The following is a 15,170-nucleotide window of genomic DNA, read 5'->3' as shown; positions in this document are numbered from 1 at the left end:
ACTCCTTGGCGTCGTCCCTCCTTCGGAAGGACGATGGCCCGGCCGGGTGAGCGGCCGGGCCATGTGTCGAGCGGGCTCACGGACGAGCCGCAACGCGCGGGCCTATAGCACGGCCGGCGCGCCTGTGGGGAGGAAACGATCCCGTGATCAGCCGCGCGGGCGGGTGCGGATCTGGAAGCTGTCGAAGGTGTACTCAGCCACCTGCCACCACAGATATTCCTCGTTACGGAACGCCTGCATGGTGTCGATCGCCTTCTTGAAATCCGGGTTCTTGGCCGAGATTTCCGCCCACAGCTCGTTGGTCGCCTTCAGGCAGGCTTCCATAACCTCGGTGGGATAGGGGCGAAGCTGCGTGCCATTCGCCACCAGGCGCTTGATCGCCGGCGGGTTCTGCACGTCGTAGCGACCCTGCATGATGGTGTTGGCATAAGTGCTCGCCGCGATCAGCGCCTGCTGGTAGGTCTTGGGCAGGGAGTTGAACTTTTCAAGGTTGGCGAAGGCGTGGATGGTCGGGCCACCTTCCCACCAGCCGGGGTAGTAGTAGAACTTGGCGACCTTGTAGAAGCCGAGCTTTTCGTCGTCATAGGGGCCGATCCACTCGGCGCCATCGATCGTGCCCTTCTCCAGCGCGGGGTAGATGTCGCCGCCGGCGATCTGCTGCGGCACCACGCCGAGCTTGGCCATGACCTGCCCGGCGATGCCGCCGATGCGCATCTTCAGGCCGTTCATGTCGGCGACGTTCTTGATTTCCTTGGCGAACCAGCCGCCCATCTGCGCGCCGGTATTGCCGCAGGGCATGCCGTAGACGTTGTATTTCTTGTAGAATTCGTTGAACAGCTCATTGCCGCCGTTCTGGTAGAGCCAGGCGTTCTGCATGCGGGCATTGAGCCCGAACGGAACAGAAGCGGCGATTGCGAAGGTCGGGTCCTTACCGACGAAATAGTACGAGACGGTGTGGCACATCTCGACCGTGTTGTTCTGCACGGCGTCGAGCACCTGCAGGCCGGGCACGATTTCGCCGGCCGCGAAGACCTGGATCTGGAACTTGCCGTCGGTCAGCTCGGAGACCATCTTCGACATGACTTCCGCGCCGCCATAGATCGTATCCAGCGACTTCGGGAAGCTGGAGGCGAGGCGCCACTTGATCTCGGGGGCGGACTGGGCGATGGCCGGGGCAGCAACAGCCGTGGCCGCGACGCCGGTGCCGGCGGCGGCAAGAAACTGACGACGCTTCATCAGGGTGTTCTCCTTCGGGGGGTTCCTCATCGGCGCGGTTGGCGGCGACCGCCTCCACGCACGAAATGCTTGTTGGCAAAACAGTTACGCTAGGCCATCGCGGGGCGCAACGGCGTTGACCTGCGCCTTTTGTCGAGGGCAAACACGAGACCGTGCGGACGACCGCGCGGCTAAACGCACGCTCAAATATCTTACCCAACGTCACCCCCGACATCCCCGTCGCCGGCTCGCGCAGGACACGGCAATCGGCAGTACGCTTATCGGCCAGAGGTGGCTCTGCGCGCGGTCAGACGCTTTCCTGCAACGGGAACGCATCCATCAAGGTGATGATGCAGTCCGCCCGCTGGTGTGCGTTGATCAACGGCACCAGCCGGGTGAAATGCTCGCTCGCGCAATGGGCATCGAGTGCCGCACGGTCCGGCCATTCCTCGACGAAGACGAAATGGCCGGGGTCCTTCTGGTCGATGAACAGATCATAGGACAGGCAGCGCTCTTCCTGCCGGGTCTTCTCAACCAGCTCGCGATAGAGCGGCAGGACGGTGTCGACCGATTCCGGCCGGATGAAATCCTGCGCGATCACCTTCAGCATAGAGGGCGCCTCACCCCTCCATCACGATGCGCGGCGCCTGGCGGGCGCTGGCGTGCTTGCCGGCCAGCCGGTCGCGCACCGAGGCGGCGATGGTGCGGTAGATCTCGGCCTCGCGGCTCTCCGGGCTGGCGGCGACCACCGGGCGGCCGGCATCCGAGCTCTCGCGGATCGTCATGTGCAGCGGCACCTCGCCGAGGAACGGAACGCCAAGGCGCTTGGCCTCGTGCCGCGCGCCGCCATGGCCGAACACGTCGGAGCGCTCGCCACAGTGCGGGCACAGGAAATAGCTCATGTTCTCGACCACGCCGAGCACCGGCACGTTCACCTTCTCGAACATGGCGATGCCGCGCCGCGCGTCGATCAGCGCGAGATCCTGCGGGGTGGAGACGATGACCGCGCCGGCCAGCGGCACCTGCTGGGCCATGGTGAGCTGCGCATCACCGGTGCCGGGCGGCATGTCGACCACCAGAATGTCGAGCGGCGCCCAGTTCACTTCCTTGAGCATCTGGCTGATGGCGCTCATCACCATCGGGCCGCGCCAGATCATCGGCGTCTCCTCCTCGACGAGGAAGCCGATCGACATCACCTTGAGGCCCCAGGAGGCGAGCGGCTGCATGATGCGGCCCTGCACCTCGGGGCGGCCCTTCAGGCCCATGAGGCGCGGCACGGAGGGGCCGTAGATGTCGGCGTCGAGCAGGCCGACCTTGAGGCCGAGCGCGGACAGGCCGAGCGCGAGATTGGCCGCCAGCGTCGACTTGCCGACGCCACCCTTTCCGGACGCCACCGCGATGATCGCGCCGACGCCGGGCAGGCCGGGCGATTCCTTCTGCGGATCGGCCGGCGCGGCGTGCGAATGACCGGCGTGGGAATGCTCCGCATGCGAATGGCCGGGGTGCGAACCACCCTGACCCGAGACCCGCACCGGCTCGGCGGAAGCTCCCGCCGGGGCGCTTCCCGCCCGACGCTCGGCGGTCAGCGCCACCAGCGCGGAGCTGACCCCCGGCGTGGCGCGGACCGCGCGCTCCACGGCCGCGCGCACCGGCTCCCAGGCCTTGGCTTGCGCGGCGTCCACCGTCAGCGAGAGATAGACCTTGCCGTTTGACACGACGACTTCGGACAGCGCGCCGGTTTCGGTCACCGGCCGCCCGTCGGGCGCAGCCACCTGCGCCAGCCGTGCCTTCACCTCTTCCGCGGTCACCATGATAGCGCTCCAGATCTGGAATTCCTTGATGTTGTGAGACAACAGAGCCGGCGCAGCGTCAACCCGTTCTCCCCTGTCGAACGATCGGCGCAGCAAATGGTTTGGCGTTGCCCATAAGATGGACAGATGGAGCGGGTGGTCAGAATTGCATCACGCCCCGGTTGCGCTCCGCCTCGAAATAGTGCCAGCATCCGGCACCGGCAAAAAAACAATCCGGCACCAGAGCAACCTCCAGAGGGGAACAGAATGAGCCTCTTCACCCGCCTCGCTGCAGCGGCCGTTCTCGTCGCTGCGGCCACGACCGGCGTGTCCGCCAAGGAATGGAAGACGGTGCGCATCGGCACCGAGGGGGCCTACCCGCCCTTCAACTATGTCGAGAACAACGAGATCAAGGGCTTCGACATCGATATCGCCAAGGCGCTCTGCGAGAAGATGAAGGTCACCTGCACCTTCACCGCCCAGGACTGGGACGGCATCATTCCCGCACTGCTGGCCGGCAAGTACGACGCCATCGTCGCCTCGATGTCGATCACCGAGGAACGCAAGAAGCAGATCGCGTTCTCCAAGAAGTACTACAACACCCCGGCCAGCTTCGTGGCCCCGAAGGACACCAAGATCACCGACACCTCGCCAGCGGCGTTGAAGGGCAAGGTGCTCGGCGCGCAGGGCTCGACCATCCACTCCAACTATCTGGAGGACGTCTACGCCAAGGCCGGCGCCGAAGTGAAGCTCTACGGCAAGCAGGACGAGGCCAATCTCGACCTCGCCAATGGCCGCCTCGACGCCGTGCTCGCCGACAAGGTGGTGCTGCTGGAATGGATGGCCACCAAGGAAGGCGAGTGCTGCAAGTTCGTCGGCAGCGAGTACAAGGACCCGAAATATTTCGGCGAGGGCGTGGGTGTCGGCATCCGCAAGGACGACCCGGAACTCGTCGCCATGTTCAACAAGGCGATCGACGAAATTCTCGCCGACGGCACCTACAAGAAGATCAACGAAAAGTACTTCCCCTTCAGCGTCTACTGACGCGCTCCCCCAAGGACGCCGTTCCGGTCGAGGCTCCCGGAACGGCGCCCCCATGTCCCATGAAACGGCGTCGCAACGGCGGCGCGGCAGCGGAGCGCATTGGTCCACATGCTCAACCTCTTTGAGCTCCTGTCGTTCGGCCCGAACGGGTGGGGCGATGAAATCGCGCAGGGCGCGCTGCTGACGCTGGAACTGGCGATCGCCACCCTGCCGGTCGGCTTCGCCATCGGGCTCGCCGTCGCGCTCGCCAAGGATTCCGGCTCCTGGTTCGCCCGCAGCGCCGGCAACCTGTTCACCACCGTGTTCCGCGGCCTGCCCGAGCTGCTCACGCTGTTCATCGTCTATTATGGCGGGCAGATCCTGTTCACCCGCATCGCCGGCTATCTCGTCGAGGGCGCAACCATCGAGGTGAACCAGTTCCTCGCCGGCGTGATCGCGCTCAGCCTGGTGCTCGGCGCCTTCTCCAGTGAGGTATTCCTCGCCGCCATGCGCTCGGTCTCGCGCGGGCAAAAGGAAGCCGCGAGCGCGCTCGGCCTGTCGAAGTGGAAGGCGTTCCGGCTGGTGGTGCTGCCCCAGCTCTGGCGCGTCGCCCTGCCCGGCCTGTCGAACAACTGGATGGTGCTGCTGAAGGACACCTCGCTGGTGTCGGTGATCGCCATCAACGACCTGATGCGCCAGACCTCGATCGCGGTCGGCGTAACCAAGCAGCCCTTCTTCTTCTACCTGGTCGCCTGCACCATCTATCTGCTGTTCTCGATCCTTTCGAGCGTGGGTTTCAGCTATGCCGAGGCGCGCGCCAATCGCGGCCTGAAGCGGATCGGGGGCAAGGCATGATGGACACCTTGCTCTCCACGCTCGGCGCCGGCTTCCTCGCGCTGATGGGGCTGCTCGGCCTCAACGCCGACCTGATGGCGCGCTATGGCGAGCGCTTCCTCGGCGGCATCTGGGTGACGCTGGAGCTGGTCGGAGTCTCGGTGTTCTTCGGCTTCCTGCTGGCGCTGCCGCTCGCCATTGCGCGGGTGGAGGGCGGCAAATTCACCTCCCGCCTCGCCTTCGCCTATTCCTATTTCTTCCGCGGCACGCCGCTGCTGGCGCAGACCTTCCTGGTCTATTACGGCGCCGGCCAGTTTCGCGAACAGCTCACCGATATCGGCCTGTGGTGGTTCTTCCGCGACGCATTCAACTGCGCGGTGCTGACCTTCACGCTGAACACCGCCGCCTACCAGTCGGAAATCCTGCGCGGCGGCATCCAGAGCCTGCCGGTCGGCCAGACCGAGGGCGCCAAGGCGCTGGGTCTCAACGGGTTCCAGACCTACATCAAGGTGATCCTGCCGCAGGCCTTCGCCGTCGGCCTGCGCCCGCTCGGCAATGAGCTGGTGCTGATGGTGAAGGCGTCCTCCATTGCCTCCGTCATTACGGTCTACGACCTGATGGGCGTGACCCGCCTCGCCTTCTCGCGCTCCTACGACATGGAGGTCTATCTCTGGGCGGCGGTGCTTTACCTCCTCATGGTGGAAACCATCCGCCGGGTGTGGGATGTGCTGGAGCGCCGGCTCAACCGGCATCTGCTGCTGTCGCGCTAGAGCATTTTCCGCGAAAGTTGATCGACTTTCGCAAGGAGAAAATGCTCCAGCTTATTGAATCGAGAGCACTTTCTTATCGATCAGGCGATTCAGCCTGATCGGAAACGGCTCTGAGCAGTCGGGCGACCTCCGCCCGCAGCACCGGCACCAGCTCGGCATCGAACCACGGGTGACGCTTCAGCCAGCCGGTATTGCGCCAGGAGGGATGCGGCAGCACCAGAACGCGCGGCCCCTGCCGCGCCTGCCAGATCTCGCGCCAGCGCTCCACGCGCTCCGTCAGCCCGCCGGCCGCGAAGCGCTCCAACCCGAGCCGGCGCAGGTGATAGGCCTGCGAGGCCGCCCCGATCGCCAGTACCAGCTCGAAGGGCGGGCGCGCCGCGAACAGACGGTCGTGCCAGCGCGCCGCGCATTCCCGCCGCGGCGGCAGGTCGCCGCCCTTGGCGTCCTGTCCGGGAAAGCAGAAGCCCATGGCGGCGATGGAGATGATGGCGGGATCGTAAAAGGTCGCGCGGTCGATCCCCATCCACGCCCGCAGCCGGTCGCCGGATGGGTCGTTGAAGGATTGCCCCGACGCATGCACCCGCGTGCCCGGCGCCTGCCCGGCGACGAGAATCGGCGCCCGCGCGGAGACGCTGAGCACCGGGCGCGGCTCATGCGGCAGCGGTCGCCCACGCGGGCTCTCCACGCAGAACCGGCAAGCGCGAATCTCGGCGAGCAGGGTGTCGAGAGGGGACGGCGGGGCTGCATTCATGCGCCATAGATGAGGATGACGCCGCCCGCTGTCATCCCCTCACATGTTCCGCGCGCGCCAGTCCGCCGGCCGCTCGAACGGCCCGGCCCAGATGCCACGCTGGCTGGCGCGTGCCTCGCGCTCTTCCGCGCCGTAGGCGCCGAGCGAGATGGCGAGCCCCTGCGCCACCATGGCCCGGCCGAGATCGCGCCCGCCCGCCTCGCAGATCGCCACCGCGCGGCCGTAGCGGTCCTCGTCCACCGGGCGGCAGCTCACCTCGCCGGCATCGACCAATTTCTGAAGCGCCTCACGCGCTCGCCGCCCGCATGGCCATTCCCTGCCGGGCGCGCCGCAGGACTGGTGAAGCTCCGGCGCATCCAGGCCTTCCAGCCTGATGCGCTCCCCGCCGACCTCCAGGCTGTCGCCGTCGGCGACGCGCACACTGCCGGTGATCGCCGGGAGAAAACGCTCGACTGCGAGCGCGACCACGATCAGGATCAGCGCGACCAGCACCGATTTCCAGGTGTCCGGCCGCCAGCCGCGCCGGGAGCGGCGCCGGGGGGCGCTCAACGCCTCAGGCGTCCGCCACGCCGGCTTCCGCGAAGGTCGCCATGCCGGAATGGCAGGCCACCGCCGCCTTCACCACGCCGATCGCCAGCGCCGCGCCCGAGCCTTCGCCGAGCCGCATGCCGAGATCGAGAATGGGGCGCAGGCCGAGCTTCTGGAGCACCCGCGCATGGGCGGGCTCGGCGGAGACATGGCCGGCAAGGCAATGGTCGAGCGCGGCCGGGTTCAGCCGGTGCAGCAGCGCGGCGGCGGCGGTGACGACATAGCCGTCGAGCACGACCGGCACGTGCTGGAGCCGCGCGGCGAGGATCGCCCCGGCCATGGCCGCGATTTCGCGCCCGCCGAGCTTGCGCAGGATTTCCAGCGGGTCGTCGAGATGACCGCGCGCGCGCTCCACCGCCGCGCGCACCGCTTCGATCTTGCGCTCCAAAACCTCGCCGGAGGCGCCCGTGCCGGGGCCGACCCATTCCTCGGCCTCTCCGCCATAGAGCGCGTGGAAGATCGCGGCCGCGACGGTGGTGTTGCCGATGCCCATCTCGCCGAGGCACAGCAGGTCCGGCTCGCCGGCCAGCGCTTCCATGCCGAACGCCATGGTCGCCGCGCATTCCGCCTCGGTGAAGGCGTCGGCCTCCACGATGTCCGGCGTCGGCAGGTCGAGCGCGAGGTCAAACACGCGCAGCCCCGCGCCGAACGCCCCGCAAATCTGGTTCACCGCCGCCTTCCCGTCGGTGAAGGTCGCGACCATCTGCTTGGTCACCTCCGGCGGATAGGGCGAGACGCCCCGGCTGGCGACGCCATGGGTTGAGGCGAACACCGCGACGGTCGGCCGGTCGACCTTCGGAATGGGGCGCCCCTGCCACGCGGCGATGTGCACCGCGATTTCCTCCAGCCGGCCGAGCGCGCCCGGTGGCTTCACCAGCTGCGCCTGACGGTCGAGCGCGCCCTGCCGCGCCGCCTCGTCGGCGTGCGGCAGCGAAGCGGCGAGGTTGCGGATGTCGTCGAAGGGCAGTCCGGTGACGGCGCGCGGCATGAAGAGCTCCCTTGAGATGCATCTGGAGGGTGCATCGGGCGATGGCGCGGGGTAGACCCTCCTCGGGGCGAGAGCAACCCATATTCCCGCCTCCGACACCCGCGGAGACCGCATGAGCACGCCGCCGATCTTCGATGAGCGCTTCACCGGCGAACTGGCGCAGCTGTTCGCCTGGCGCCGCGACGTGCGCCATTTTCACACCCGGCCCCTGCCAGCGAGCGTGATCGACGAGTTGCTGGCGACCGCCTGCCGCGCGCCGAGCGTGGGCCTGAGCCAGCCCTGGCGCCTGGTGCGGGTGCGCCATGAGCCGCGCCGCGAGGCGGTGCGCGCGCTGTTCCGCCGCTGCAATGCCGACGCCTTGGCTCTCCAGCCCGCCGAGCGCGCGGGGCTTTATGCCCGGCTGAAGCTCTCCGGCCTGCAGGAGGCGCCGGAACAGATCGCCGTGTTCATTGATCCCGATCCCGCCACCGGCGGCGGACTGGGGCGCGCCACCATGCCGGAGACGCTGGCCTATTCCGCCGTGCTCGCGATCCACACGCTGTGGCTGGAGGCCAGCGCGCGCGGGCTCGGCCTCGGCTGGGTGTCGATCCTCGATCCCGACGCCATGTCCGCGACGCTGGATGTACCGGCACACTGGCGGTTCATCGCCTATCTGTGCATAGGCTATCCGCGTGAGCCCTCGGATGTGCCGGAGCTGGAGCGCGCCGGCTGGGAACGGCGCCTCCCGCTTGCCGACCTCGTGCTGGAACGCTGACGCCATGCCCGTTTCCATGGCCACCGAGTTCCTGCGCCATGTGCCCGCCGCGCTGCGCTTCCTGTCGCGGCTGCCGGTGCCGCGCCTGTCGTTCGAGCCTGAGAATGAGGCGCCGGACATGGCGAAGCTCGGGCCCGCGCTGCCGGTCGCCGGGGCGTTGATCGGCCTTGCCGGCGCGCTCGCTCTGCTGGTGGCGCATCTTGTGAGTCTCGGCGGCTTCCTCGCCGCCACCCTCGCCTTCGCCGTGCTGGCCGCGATCACCGGCGCGTTTCATGAGGACGGCCTCGCCGACACCGCCGACGCGCTGGGCGCGATGAACCGCGCGCGGCGGCTGGAGATCATGCGTGACAGCCGGATCGGCACGTTCGGCGCGGTTGCCCTCATTCTCGGCTTCGCCCTGCGCATCGGCGCGCTGGAGGCGCTGGCGGAGCTCGGCGTGATGGCCGCGGCCGGCGCGCTGGTGGCGGCGCAGGGCCTCGCGCGCCTCGCCGGGCTGTGGATATTGCACGCTCTGCCAGCGGCCCGCGACGACGGGCTCGCCTTCACCGCCGGCACGCCTGGCCCCCCCGGAATTCGCGAGGCCGCCCTCGCCGGCCTCGTGCTTGCCGCGCTGTTCGTCATTCCCGGCTTCGGGCTGATGGCCCTGCTGGCCGGGCTCGTGCTCGCCGCGCTGGTGCTCATGGCGTTCGGCCGCCTTGCAAGCGCCCAATTCGGCGGACAGACCGGAGATATTGCCGGTGCGGCGGCGGTGCTGGCCGAGATTGCCTTCCTGCTCGGCGTGCTTATCCTCGCGCGCTGATCTCGCGCGTGGCGAAAATTCGGACCCGGCCCCGCCGCGTAAGCAATGCCCTAATCATTATGGCCGATGATCCGTCCACCATGCCGATGACCATTTCCACCCCCTGCATCGCCGTGTGCACGCTGGATCGCGCCGGGCGACTCTGCCTCGGCTGCGGCCGCACCACCGAGGAGATCGGCGCGTGGGCGACGCTCGACGAGCCGCGCCGCCGCGCCATCATGGCCGAGCTGCCGGCCCGCCTCGATGCGGCACGGCCGGAGACGGCGCGATGAATGCCGATCGTTTCCTCTGGGTGGTCATTCTCGGCCTCGGCACCGGGGTCGGGCTGATCATGTGGGCGCATGAGGCGGGCGGGCTTGCCGGCCTCAGCGCCTCGGAGCTGGCCCATCTCGTGTTCTACGGCGCCATCCTGCTGGTGGTCGGCGCCGGCGCGGTGGCGCTGTTCACCGGCCGGATCGGTGAAATGATCGGCGCGGCGCTGATCTGGATGGCGATCTTCGCTGTCATCGCCACCGGTTACACCTATCGCTACGAGCTGCACGCAGCCGCCTATCGCGTGCTGGCGGAACTCGCGCCGGGCTATGCCGTGCCGCTCGCCCGCGATTCCGGACCGGCAGTCGAGGTCGCCCGCGCCCGTGACGGCGATTTTAACGTGCGCGTCGAGATCAACGGCACCCGCATCCCCATGCTCGTCGATACCGGCGCCTCCTCCGTGGTGCTGACGCCCGAGGACGCGGTAGCGGTCGGCCTGCCCATCGAGTTCCTGCGCTATGACATCCCGATCGACACCGCCAACGGGCGCGGCCGTGCGGCGGCGGTGGTGCTCGACCGGGTGGCGATCGCCGGCGACATCGACGAGCGGCAGGTGCCCGCGCTCATCGCCAGCCCCGGCACCCTCAAGCACAGCCTGCTCGGCATGACCTTCCTGTCGCGGCTCGACAGCTTCGAGATCCGCGGCGAGAAGCTGGTGATGCGGGCCAAGGTGGTCCAATAGGGCCGGCCCCAACGCGCCGCGTTCACCCGCTGCTGCGCCCCAACTCGCCGGCCCCCTGTCGACTTTGCCGGCGAATCCCTATCTTGAGACCCGATGATCGCCCGCCCGACACCTGACGCACCCGAATTCGACCCGGACGACGCCGAGCTGGCGGAGACCGAGGACGAGGCGCTTCTGGTCGCCGATCCGCTGTTTGAGGAGGCCGAGCCCAGCGCCGGCACGCTCAAGCTCGGCCGCGCCGCCATTCTCGCGGCGGTGAAGCACGCCCCGACCGGCGCCGGCGTCTACCGCATGATCGGCGCGGACGACGCGGTGCTCTATGTCGGCAAGGCCAAGAGCATCCGCAAGCGCATCATCGCCTATACCCGCCCGACCGGGCTCACCGCGCGCATCATGCGCATGGTGGCGGCAACGGTGCGGATGGAATTCGTCTCGACCCAGACCGAGACCGAAGCGCTGCTGCTGGAAGCCAACCTCATCAAGCAGCTGCGCCCGCGCTTCAACGTGCTGCTGCGCGACGACAAGTCGTTCCCTTACATTCTGATCACCCGCGACCACGCCGCCCCGCAGATCACCAAGCATCGCGGCGCGCGCAACCGGCCGGGCGATTATTACGGCCCCTTCGCCTCGGTCTGGGCGGTGAACCGCACCATCAACGCGCTGCAGAAGGCGTTTCTGGTGCGCTCCTGCTCCGACAGCTTCTACGAGGCGCGTACCCGGCCCTGCCTGCTGTTCCAGATCAAGCGCTGCGCGGGACCCTGCACCGGCGAGGTCTCCACCGCCGACTATGCCGACTATGTGCGCGAGGCGCGCGACTTCCTCTCGGGCAAGAGCCGGGCGGTGAAGGAACAGCTCGCCCACGAGATGCAGCAGGCCTCGGAGGACCTCGAATTCGAACGCGCCGCCGCGCTGCGCGACCGCCTTGCCGCGCTCTCAGCGGTTCAGGGAACTCAAGGTATCAACCCGCGCTCGGTGGAAGAGGCCGACGTCTTCGCCGTACATCAGGAAGGCGGGGCGACCTGCGTGCAGGTGTTCTTCTTCCGCACCGGGCAGAACTGGGGCAACCACGCGCTCTACCCCCGCGCCGACCGCTCCCTCGGCCCCGGCGAGGTGCTCGACGCGCTGATCGCCCAGTTCTACGAGGACAAGCCCTGCCCGCGCCTCGTGCTGCTCAGCCACGACATCGCCGAGCGCGAGCTTCTGGAGGAAGCGCTTTCCGCCCGCGCCGGCTACCGGGTCGAGATCGCCGTGCCCAAGCGTGGGGAAAAGCGCGAGCTGGTGGAGCACGCCCTGCAGAACGCCCGCGAGGCGCTGGGCCGCAAGCTGGCGGAGAGCGCCAGCCAGGCGCGGCTGCTCGACGAGCTGGCCCGCGCCTTCACCCTCCCCGCTCCGCCCCGGCGTATCGAGGTCTACGACAACAGCCACATCATGGGCTCGAACGCGGTCGGCGGCATGATCGTGGCGGGGCCGGAAGGCTTCGCCAAAAGCCAGTACCGCAAGTTCAACATCAAGTCGGCCTACCTCGTGCCGGGCGATGATTACGGCATGATGCGCGAGGTGCTGACCCGGCGCTTCTCGCGTCTTCTGCGGGAGAACCCACGCGCGGGCAGCGCCTCCCCCCCTGACGCGGCGCTTGCCGAGGCTCCCTCCCCCGATGGCGAGAGGGAATCGGTCGCGCCGCTCGGCGAGCGCCCCGCTACGATCGCACCTCCGGCTCCCTCTCCCCGTGAGGGTGAGGCGCCGGACCTCGCCGACGCCGCTACCACCGCATGGCCCGATCTGGTGCTGATCGACGGCGGTCTCGGACAATTGAAGGCGGCGCGCGAGACGCTGACCGAACTCGGCATCACCGACGTTCCACTGGTCGGCATCGCCAAGGGACCGGACCGGGATGCCGGCCGCGAGACCTTCTTCATCCCCGGCCGCGAGCCGTTCCGGCTGGAGCCGCGCGACCCGGTTCTGTACTTCGTGCAGCGGCTGCGCGACGAGGCGCACCGCTTCGCCATCGGCTCCCACCGCGCAAGGCGCAAGAAGGACATAGCCCAGGCCGGCCTGCAGGAAATTCCCGGCATCGGGCCGACCCGCAAGCGCGCCCTGCTGCATCATTTCGGCACGCTCAAAGCCATCGAGCGCGCCTCGCTGACCGACCTCGAAGCCGTGCCGGGCGTCAATGCCGCGACCGCGCGGGCGGTGTATGATTTCTTCCATTCCGGTCCCGGATGAGGCGAGCCGCATGGCCGGGACGGATTGACGTCGATGCCGAGGATGGCTACGTCCGTGGCAGGGAGCCCGACGAGCCATGGTTGATGTGACTTCCAGCCGAAGCAATGCGCCGGGTCCCGCTTCCGGCAAGCGCAGCCACGCCTTCTCGCTGCCGAACATGCTGACCTATGGCCGCTGCGTGGCGGTGCCGCTGGTCGCGGCCTGCCTGTTCTGGGCCGACATCATGGCCGGCGGCCTGTGGCTGCGCTGGCTGGCGCTCGGCATCTACATCGTCGCCGCCATCACCGATTTCTTCGACGGCTATCTCGCGCGCATGTGGTCGCAGCAATCGGCCATCGGCCGCATGCTGGACCCGATCGCCGACAAGCTGCTGGTCTCGACCTCGCTGCTGATGCTGGCCTCCGATGGCACCATTCGCGGCTGGTCGCTCTGGGCCGCCGCCGTCATCCTGTGCCGCGAAATCCTGGTGTCGGGCTTGCGCGAATTCCTCGCCGAGCTGCGCGTCAGCGTGCCGGTGACCCGGCTCGCCAAGTGGAAGACCGCGACCCAGCTCATCGCGGTCGGCGTGCTGCTGGCCGGCCCCGCCGCCGACAGCCTGCTGCCGGGCACCACGCTGGCCGGCATTCTGCTGCTGTGGATTTCCGCGATCCTGACGCTGTACACCGGCTGGGACTATTTCCGAGCCGGTGCCCGCCATCTGGTCGAGGACGAGCGGTGAAGATTCGCTATTTTGCCTGGGTGCGCGAGCGTATTGGGCGCGAGGCCGAGGACATCGAGCTGCCCGAGGACGTGCGCACCGTGGCCGAGCTCGCCGGCTGGCTCGCCGGACGCGGCGAGGGCTATGCCCATGCTTTCGAGAACCCGCGCGTGGTGCGCGCCGCCATCGACCGCCACCATGCCCGGCCGGACAGCCCGCTGGGCGACGCGCGGGAAGTCGCGTTCTTCCCGCCGATGACCGGCGGCTGAGACAGGAGGGCGGCATGTTCACCGTCCGCATTCAGGCCGAGGATTTCAACGCGGCCGACGAGACCGCCGCCTTGGCGCGTGGCCGCACCGATATCGGCGCCGTGGTCACCTTCGCCGGCCTGTGCCGCGCCGACGACACGCCCGGCGCCGCGCCGCTCAACGCGCTGACGCTCGAACATTACCCCGGCATGGCGGAAGAAGAGATCGGCCGCCTCATGGAAGAGGCCCGCGCGCGCTGGCCGCTCGCCGGGGCCACGGTGATCCACCGTCACGGCCGGCTGGTGCCGGGCGACAATATCGTGCTGGTCGTCACCGCCTCCGCCCATCGCGGCGCCGCCTTCGCGGCGGCCGAGTTCCTGATGGACTGGCTGAAGACCCGCGCCCCCTTCTGGAAGCAGGAGGAGCGCGGCGAGGGCCAGAGCTGGATCGCCGCCAAGGATGAGGACGACGTGGCGGCGGAGCGCTGGGGCTGAAGGCTGCGCGCGCTCTTTCCCGCACCTCCCTGAAACGAAAATGCCGGCCCGAGGGCCGGCATTTCTTTCAGTCACGGGGCTATGCCCTCAGGCCGCGGCCTTCTTGGGCTGCACTTCGGCCATGTAGTCTTCCATCAGCGTGCGCGTCACCGGGCCGGCCTGATAGTGGCGGCCGGCGATCTCGGAGACCGGCGTCACTTCGGCGGCGGTGCCGGTGATGAAGCACTCGGCGAAGTCCGGCAGTTCCTCCGGCATGATCGCGCGCTCGACCACGGTGAAGCCGCGCCGCTTGGCGAGCTCGATCACCGTCTGGCGGGTGATGCCGTTCAGGAAGGCGTCGGCCTCCGGCGTGTGGATCACGCCGTCCTTCACGAAGAAGATGTTGGCGCCGGTGCATTCCGCCACGCGGCCGCGCCAGTCCAGCATCATCGCGTCGGCATAGCCTTCACGCTCGGCGGCGTGCTTGGAGATGGTGCAGATCATGTACAAGCCGGCGGCCTTCGAGGTCGACGGCGCGGTCAGAGGATCGGGACGGCGGTACTTCGCCTCGCCGATGCGGATGCCCTTCAGCCGCTCGGTGGGGTCGAAATAGCTCGGCCATTCCCACGCCGCGATGGCAAGGTGGATGGTGTTGTGCTGCGCCGAGACGCCCATCATGTCCGAGCCGCGCCAGGCGACCGGGCGCAGATAGGCATTGGTGAGCTTCTGCTTGGCGAGAAGTTCGCGGCACGCCGCGTTGATCTCGGCCTCGCTGTAGGGGATCTCGAAGTCGAGCAGGCGGGCGCTTTCCTTGAGGCGCGCCGTGTGCTCGTCGAGCTTGAAAATCTCGCCGCCATAGGCACGCTCGCCCTCGAACACGCAGCTGCCATAGTGCAGCCCGTGAGTCAGTACGTGCACCTGCGCATCCGACCACGGCACGAAGGCGCCGTCATACCAGATCCAGCCGCTGCGTTTGTCGAAAGGTTCGCTAGCCATGGTTCTCGTCTCCCAAACCGGGGCCCG

The 15,170-nt window shown here is 68.3% G+C and carries 18 protein-coding genes; 11 read left to right on the top strand and 7 right to left on the bottom strand.

All coding sequences use genetic code 11. The annotated features are described in order from the left end of the window. Positions 1-147: 147 nt before the first annotated feature. From VRZ77_RS05400 to VRZ77_RS05390, 3 genes are all read right to left on the bottom strand, one after another. Positions 148-1,236 (bottom strand): TRAP transporter substrate-binding protein, encoded by a 1,089-nt coding sequence (locus tag VRZ77_RS05400; protein WP_414591628.1) that lies wholly within the window; start codon positions 1,234-1,236, stop codon positions 148-150. A 286-nt stretch (positions 1,237-1,522) separates the two neighbouring features. Continuing rightward, the gene (locus VRZ77_RS05395) at positions 1,523-1,825 is read right to left on the bottom strand and encodes a putative quinol monooxygenase (protein WP_414591627.1); all 303 of its coding nucleotides are present in this window, start codon (positions 1,823-1,825) and stop codon (positions 1,523-1,525) included. Between the two features lie 10 nt (positions 1,826-1,835). Beyond that, positions 1,836-3,026, bottom strand: a complete 1,191-nt coding sequence (locus VRZ77_RS05390) for an Mrp/NBP35 family ATP-binding protein (protein ID WP_414591626.1) — start codon at positions 3,024-3,026, stop codon at positions 1,836-1,838. 246 nt (positions 3,027-3,272) lie between these two features. On the opposite strand from VRZ77_RS05390, the gene VRZ77_RS05385 reads away from it, so the two are divergent. The 3 genes from VRZ77_RS05385 (at position 3,273) to VRZ77_RS05375 (ending at position 5,632) form a co-directional block, all read left to right on the top strand. Next, positions 3,273-4,049, top strand: a complete 777-nt coding sequence (locus tag VRZ77_RS05385; RefSeq protein ID WP_414591625.1) for an ABC transporter substrate-binding protein — start codon at positions 3,273-3,275, stop codon at positions 4,047-4,049. Positions 4,050-4,157: 108 nt separating this feature from the next. Then, positions 4,158-4,883, top strand: a complete 726-nt coding sequence (locus VRZ77_RS05380; protein WP_414591624.1) for an ABC transporter permease — start codon at positions 4,158-4,160, stop codon at positions 4,881-4,883. After that, positions 4,883-5,632, top strand: coding sequence for an ABC transporter permease (locus VRZ77_RS05375; RefSeq protein WP_414591668.1), 750 nt, complete (start codon positions 4,883-4,885; stop codon positions 5,630-5,632). The genes VRZ77_RS05380 and VRZ77_RS05375 overlap by 1 nt, the downstream gene beginning before the upstream one ends. A 73-nt stretch (positions 5,633-5,705) precedes the next feature. Here the strand turns inward: VRZ77_RS05375 and VRZ77_RS05370 are convergent, their stop codons facing one another. The 3 genes from VRZ77_RS05370 to cobT are packed head-to-tail and all read right to left on the bottom strand — an operon-like array spanning position 5,706 to position 7,959. Beyond that, positions 5,706-6,383, bottom strand: coding sequence for a uracil-DNA glycosylase family protein (locus VRZ77_RS05370; RefSeq protein WP_414591623.1), 678 nt, complete (start codon positions 6,381-6,383; stop codon positions 5,706-5,708). Positions 6,384-6,422: 39 nt separating this feature from the next. Next, positions 6,423-6,932, bottom strand: a complete 510-nt coding sequence (locus VRZ77_RS05365; RefSeq protein ID WP_414591622.1) for a thermonuclease family protein — start codon at positions 6,930-6,932, stop codon at positions 6,423-6,425. A 4-nt stretch (positions 6,933-6,936) separates the two neighbouring features. Next, positions 6,937-7,959: a nicotinate-nucleotide--dimethylbenzimidazole phosphoribosyltransferase gene (gene cobT / locus VRZ77_RS05360; RefSeq protein WP_414591621.1), complete on the bottom strand. Its 1,023-nt coding sequence runs from the start codon at positions 7,957-7,959 to the stop codon at positions 6,937-6,939. 112 nt (positions 7,960-8,071) lie between these two features. Here cobT and bluB point away from each other — a divergent pair, with 112 nt between their 5' ends. The 8 genes from bluB (at position 8,072) to VRZ77_RS05320 (ending at position 14,168) form a co-directional block, all read left to right on the top strand. After that, positions 8,072-8,713 carry a 5,6-dimethylbenzimidazole synthase gene (gene bluB, locus VRZ77_RS05355; RefSeq protein WP_414591620.1) on the top strand — a complete coding sequence of 214 codons (642 nt, stop codon included), beginning with the start codon at positions 8,072-8,074 and terminating at the stop codon, positions 8,711-8,713. A 4-nt stretch (positions 8,714-8,717) separates the two neighbouring features. Continuing rightward, the gene (gene cobS / locus VRZ77_RS05350; protein WP_414591619.1) at positions 8,718-9,512 is read left to right on the top strand and encodes an adenosylcobinamide-GDP ribazoletransferase; all 795 of its coding nucleotides are present in this window, start codon (positions 8,718-8,720) and stop codon (positions 9,510-9,512) included. 80 nt (positions 9,513-9,592) lie between these two features. Further along, positions 9,593-9,784, top strand: a complete 192-nt coding sequence (locus VRZ77_RS05345) for a DUF1289 domain-containing protein (RefSeq protein ID WP_414591618.1) — start codon at positions 9,593-9,595, stop codon at positions 9,782-9,784. After that, a complete protein-coding gene (locus VRZ77_RS05340; protein ID WP_414591617.1) occupies positions 9,781-10,506 on the top strand; it encodes a TIGR02281 family clan AA aspartic protease in 726 nt (241 codons plus the stop codon). The genes VRZ77_RS05345 and VRZ77_RS05340 overlap by 4 nt, the downstream gene beginning before the upstream one ends. Before the next feature lie 93 nt (positions 10,507-10,599). Then, a complete protein-coding gene (uvrC, locus tag VRZ77_RS05335; RefSeq protein WP_414591616.1) occupies positions 10,600-12,729 on the top strand; it encodes an excinuclease ABC subunit UvrC in 2,130 nt (709 codons plus the stop codon). Between the two features lie 76 nt (positions 12,730-12,805). Continuing rightward, complete coding sequence (gene pgsA / locus VRZ77_RS05330) at positions 12,806-13,447, top strand: CDP-diacylglycerol--glycerol-3-phosphate 3-phosphatidyltransferase (RefSeq protein WP_414591615.1); 642 nt, start codon at positions 12,806-12,808, stop codon at positions 13,445-13,447. Beyond that, on the top strand, positions 13,444-13,695 hold the full coding sequence (gene moaD, locus VRZ77_RS05325; protein ID WP_414591614.1) for a molybdopterin converting factor subunit 1: 252 nt from the start codon (positions 13,444-13,446) through the stop codon (positions 13,693-13,695). The genes pgsA and moaD overlap by 4 nt, the downstream gene beginning before the upstream one ends. Before the next feature lie 14 nt (positions 13,696-13,709). After that, entirely contained in the window at positions 13,710-14,168 is a 459-nt protein-coding gene (locus VRZ77_RS05320; RefSeq protein ID WP_414591613.1) for a molybdenum cofactor biosynthesis protein MoaE, read from the top strand. 87 nt (positions 14,169-14,255) lie between these two features. On the opposite strand, the gene VRZ77_RS05315 is transcribed toward VRZ77_RS05320, so the two are convergent. Further along, complete coding sequence (locus VRZ77_RS05315) at positions 14,256-15,143, bottom strand: branched-chain amino acid aminotransferase (protein WP_414591612.1); 888 nt, start codon at positions 15,141-15,143, stop codon at positions 14,256-14,258. Positions 15,144-15,170 lie beyond the last annotated feature (27 nt).

It is taken from the genome of Ancylobacter sp. G4_0304 (assembly GCF_047501495.1).
GTDB lineage: Bacteria > Pseudomonadota > Alphaproteobacteria > Rhizobiales > Xanthobacteraceae > Ancylobacter.
The sequence above is the reverse complement of the archived record's forward strand: the minus strand, read 5'-3'. Positions and strand labels throughout refer to the sequence as shown.

Coding starts and splice junctions, on each gene's coding strand:
- cobT (WP_414591621.1), bottom strand. CDS start 7,959: ATGCCGCGCGCCGTCACCGGACTGCCCTTCGACGACATCCGCAACCTC.
- VRZ77_RS05320 (WP_414591613.1), top strand. CDS start 13,710: ATGTTCACCGTCCGCATTCAGGCCGAGGATTTCAACGCGGCCGACGAG.
- VRZ77_RS05370 (WP_414591623.1), bottom strand. CDS start 6,383: ATGAATGCAGCCCCGCCGTCCCCTCTCGACACCCTGCTCGCCGAGATT.
- VRZ77_RS05315 (WP_414591612.1), bottom strand. CDS start 15,143: ATGGCTAGCGAACCTTTCGACAAACGCAGCGGCTGGATCTGGTATGAC.
- cobS (WP_414591619.1), top strand. CDS start 8,718: ATGCCCGTTTCCATGGCCACCGAGTTCCTGCGCCATGTGCCCGCCGCG.
- uvrC (WP_414591616.1), top strand. CDS start 10,600: ATGATCGCCCGCCCGACACCTGACGCACCCGAATTCGACCCGGACGAC.
- VRZ77_RS05390 (WP_414591626.1), bottom strand. CDS start 3,026: ATGGTGACCGCGGAAGAGGTGAAGGCACGGCTGGCGCAGGTGGCTGCG.
- VRZ77_RS05345 (WP_414591618.1), top strand. CDS start 9,593: ATGCCGATGACCATTTCCACCCCCTGCATCGCCGTGTGCACGCTGGAT.
- bluB (WP_414591620.1), top strand. CDS start 8,072: ATGAGCACGCCGCCGATCTTCGATGAGCGCTTCACCGGCGAACTGGCG.
- VRZ77_RS05400 (WP_414591628.1), bottom strand. CDS start 1,236: ATGAAGCGTCGTCAGTTTCTTGCCGCCGCCGGCACCGGCGTCGCGGCC.
- VRZ77_RS05395 (WP_414591627.1), bottom strand. CDS start 1,825: ATGCTGAAGGTGATCGCGCAGGATTTCATCCGGCCGGAATCGGTCGAC.
- pgsA (WP_414591615.1), top strand. CDS start 12,806: ATGGTTGATGTGACTTCCAGCCGAAGCAATGCGCCGGGTCCCGCTTCC.
- VRZ77_RS05380 (WP_414591624.1), top strand. CDS start 4,158: ATGCTCAACCTCTTTGAGCTCCTGTCGTTCGGCCCGAACGGGTGGGGC.
- VRZ77_RS05340 (WP_414591617.1), top strand. CDS start 9,781: ATGAATGCCGATCGTTTCCTCTGGGTGGTCATTCTCGGCCTCGGCACC.
- VRZ77_RS05375 (WP_414591668.1), top strand. CDS start 4,883: ATGGACACCTTGCTCTCCACGCTCGGCGCCGGCTTCCTCGCGCTGATG.
- VRZ77_RS05385 (WP_414591625.1), top strand. CDS start 3,273: ATGAGCCTCTTCACCCGCCTCGCTGCAGCGGCCGTTCTCGTCGCTGCG.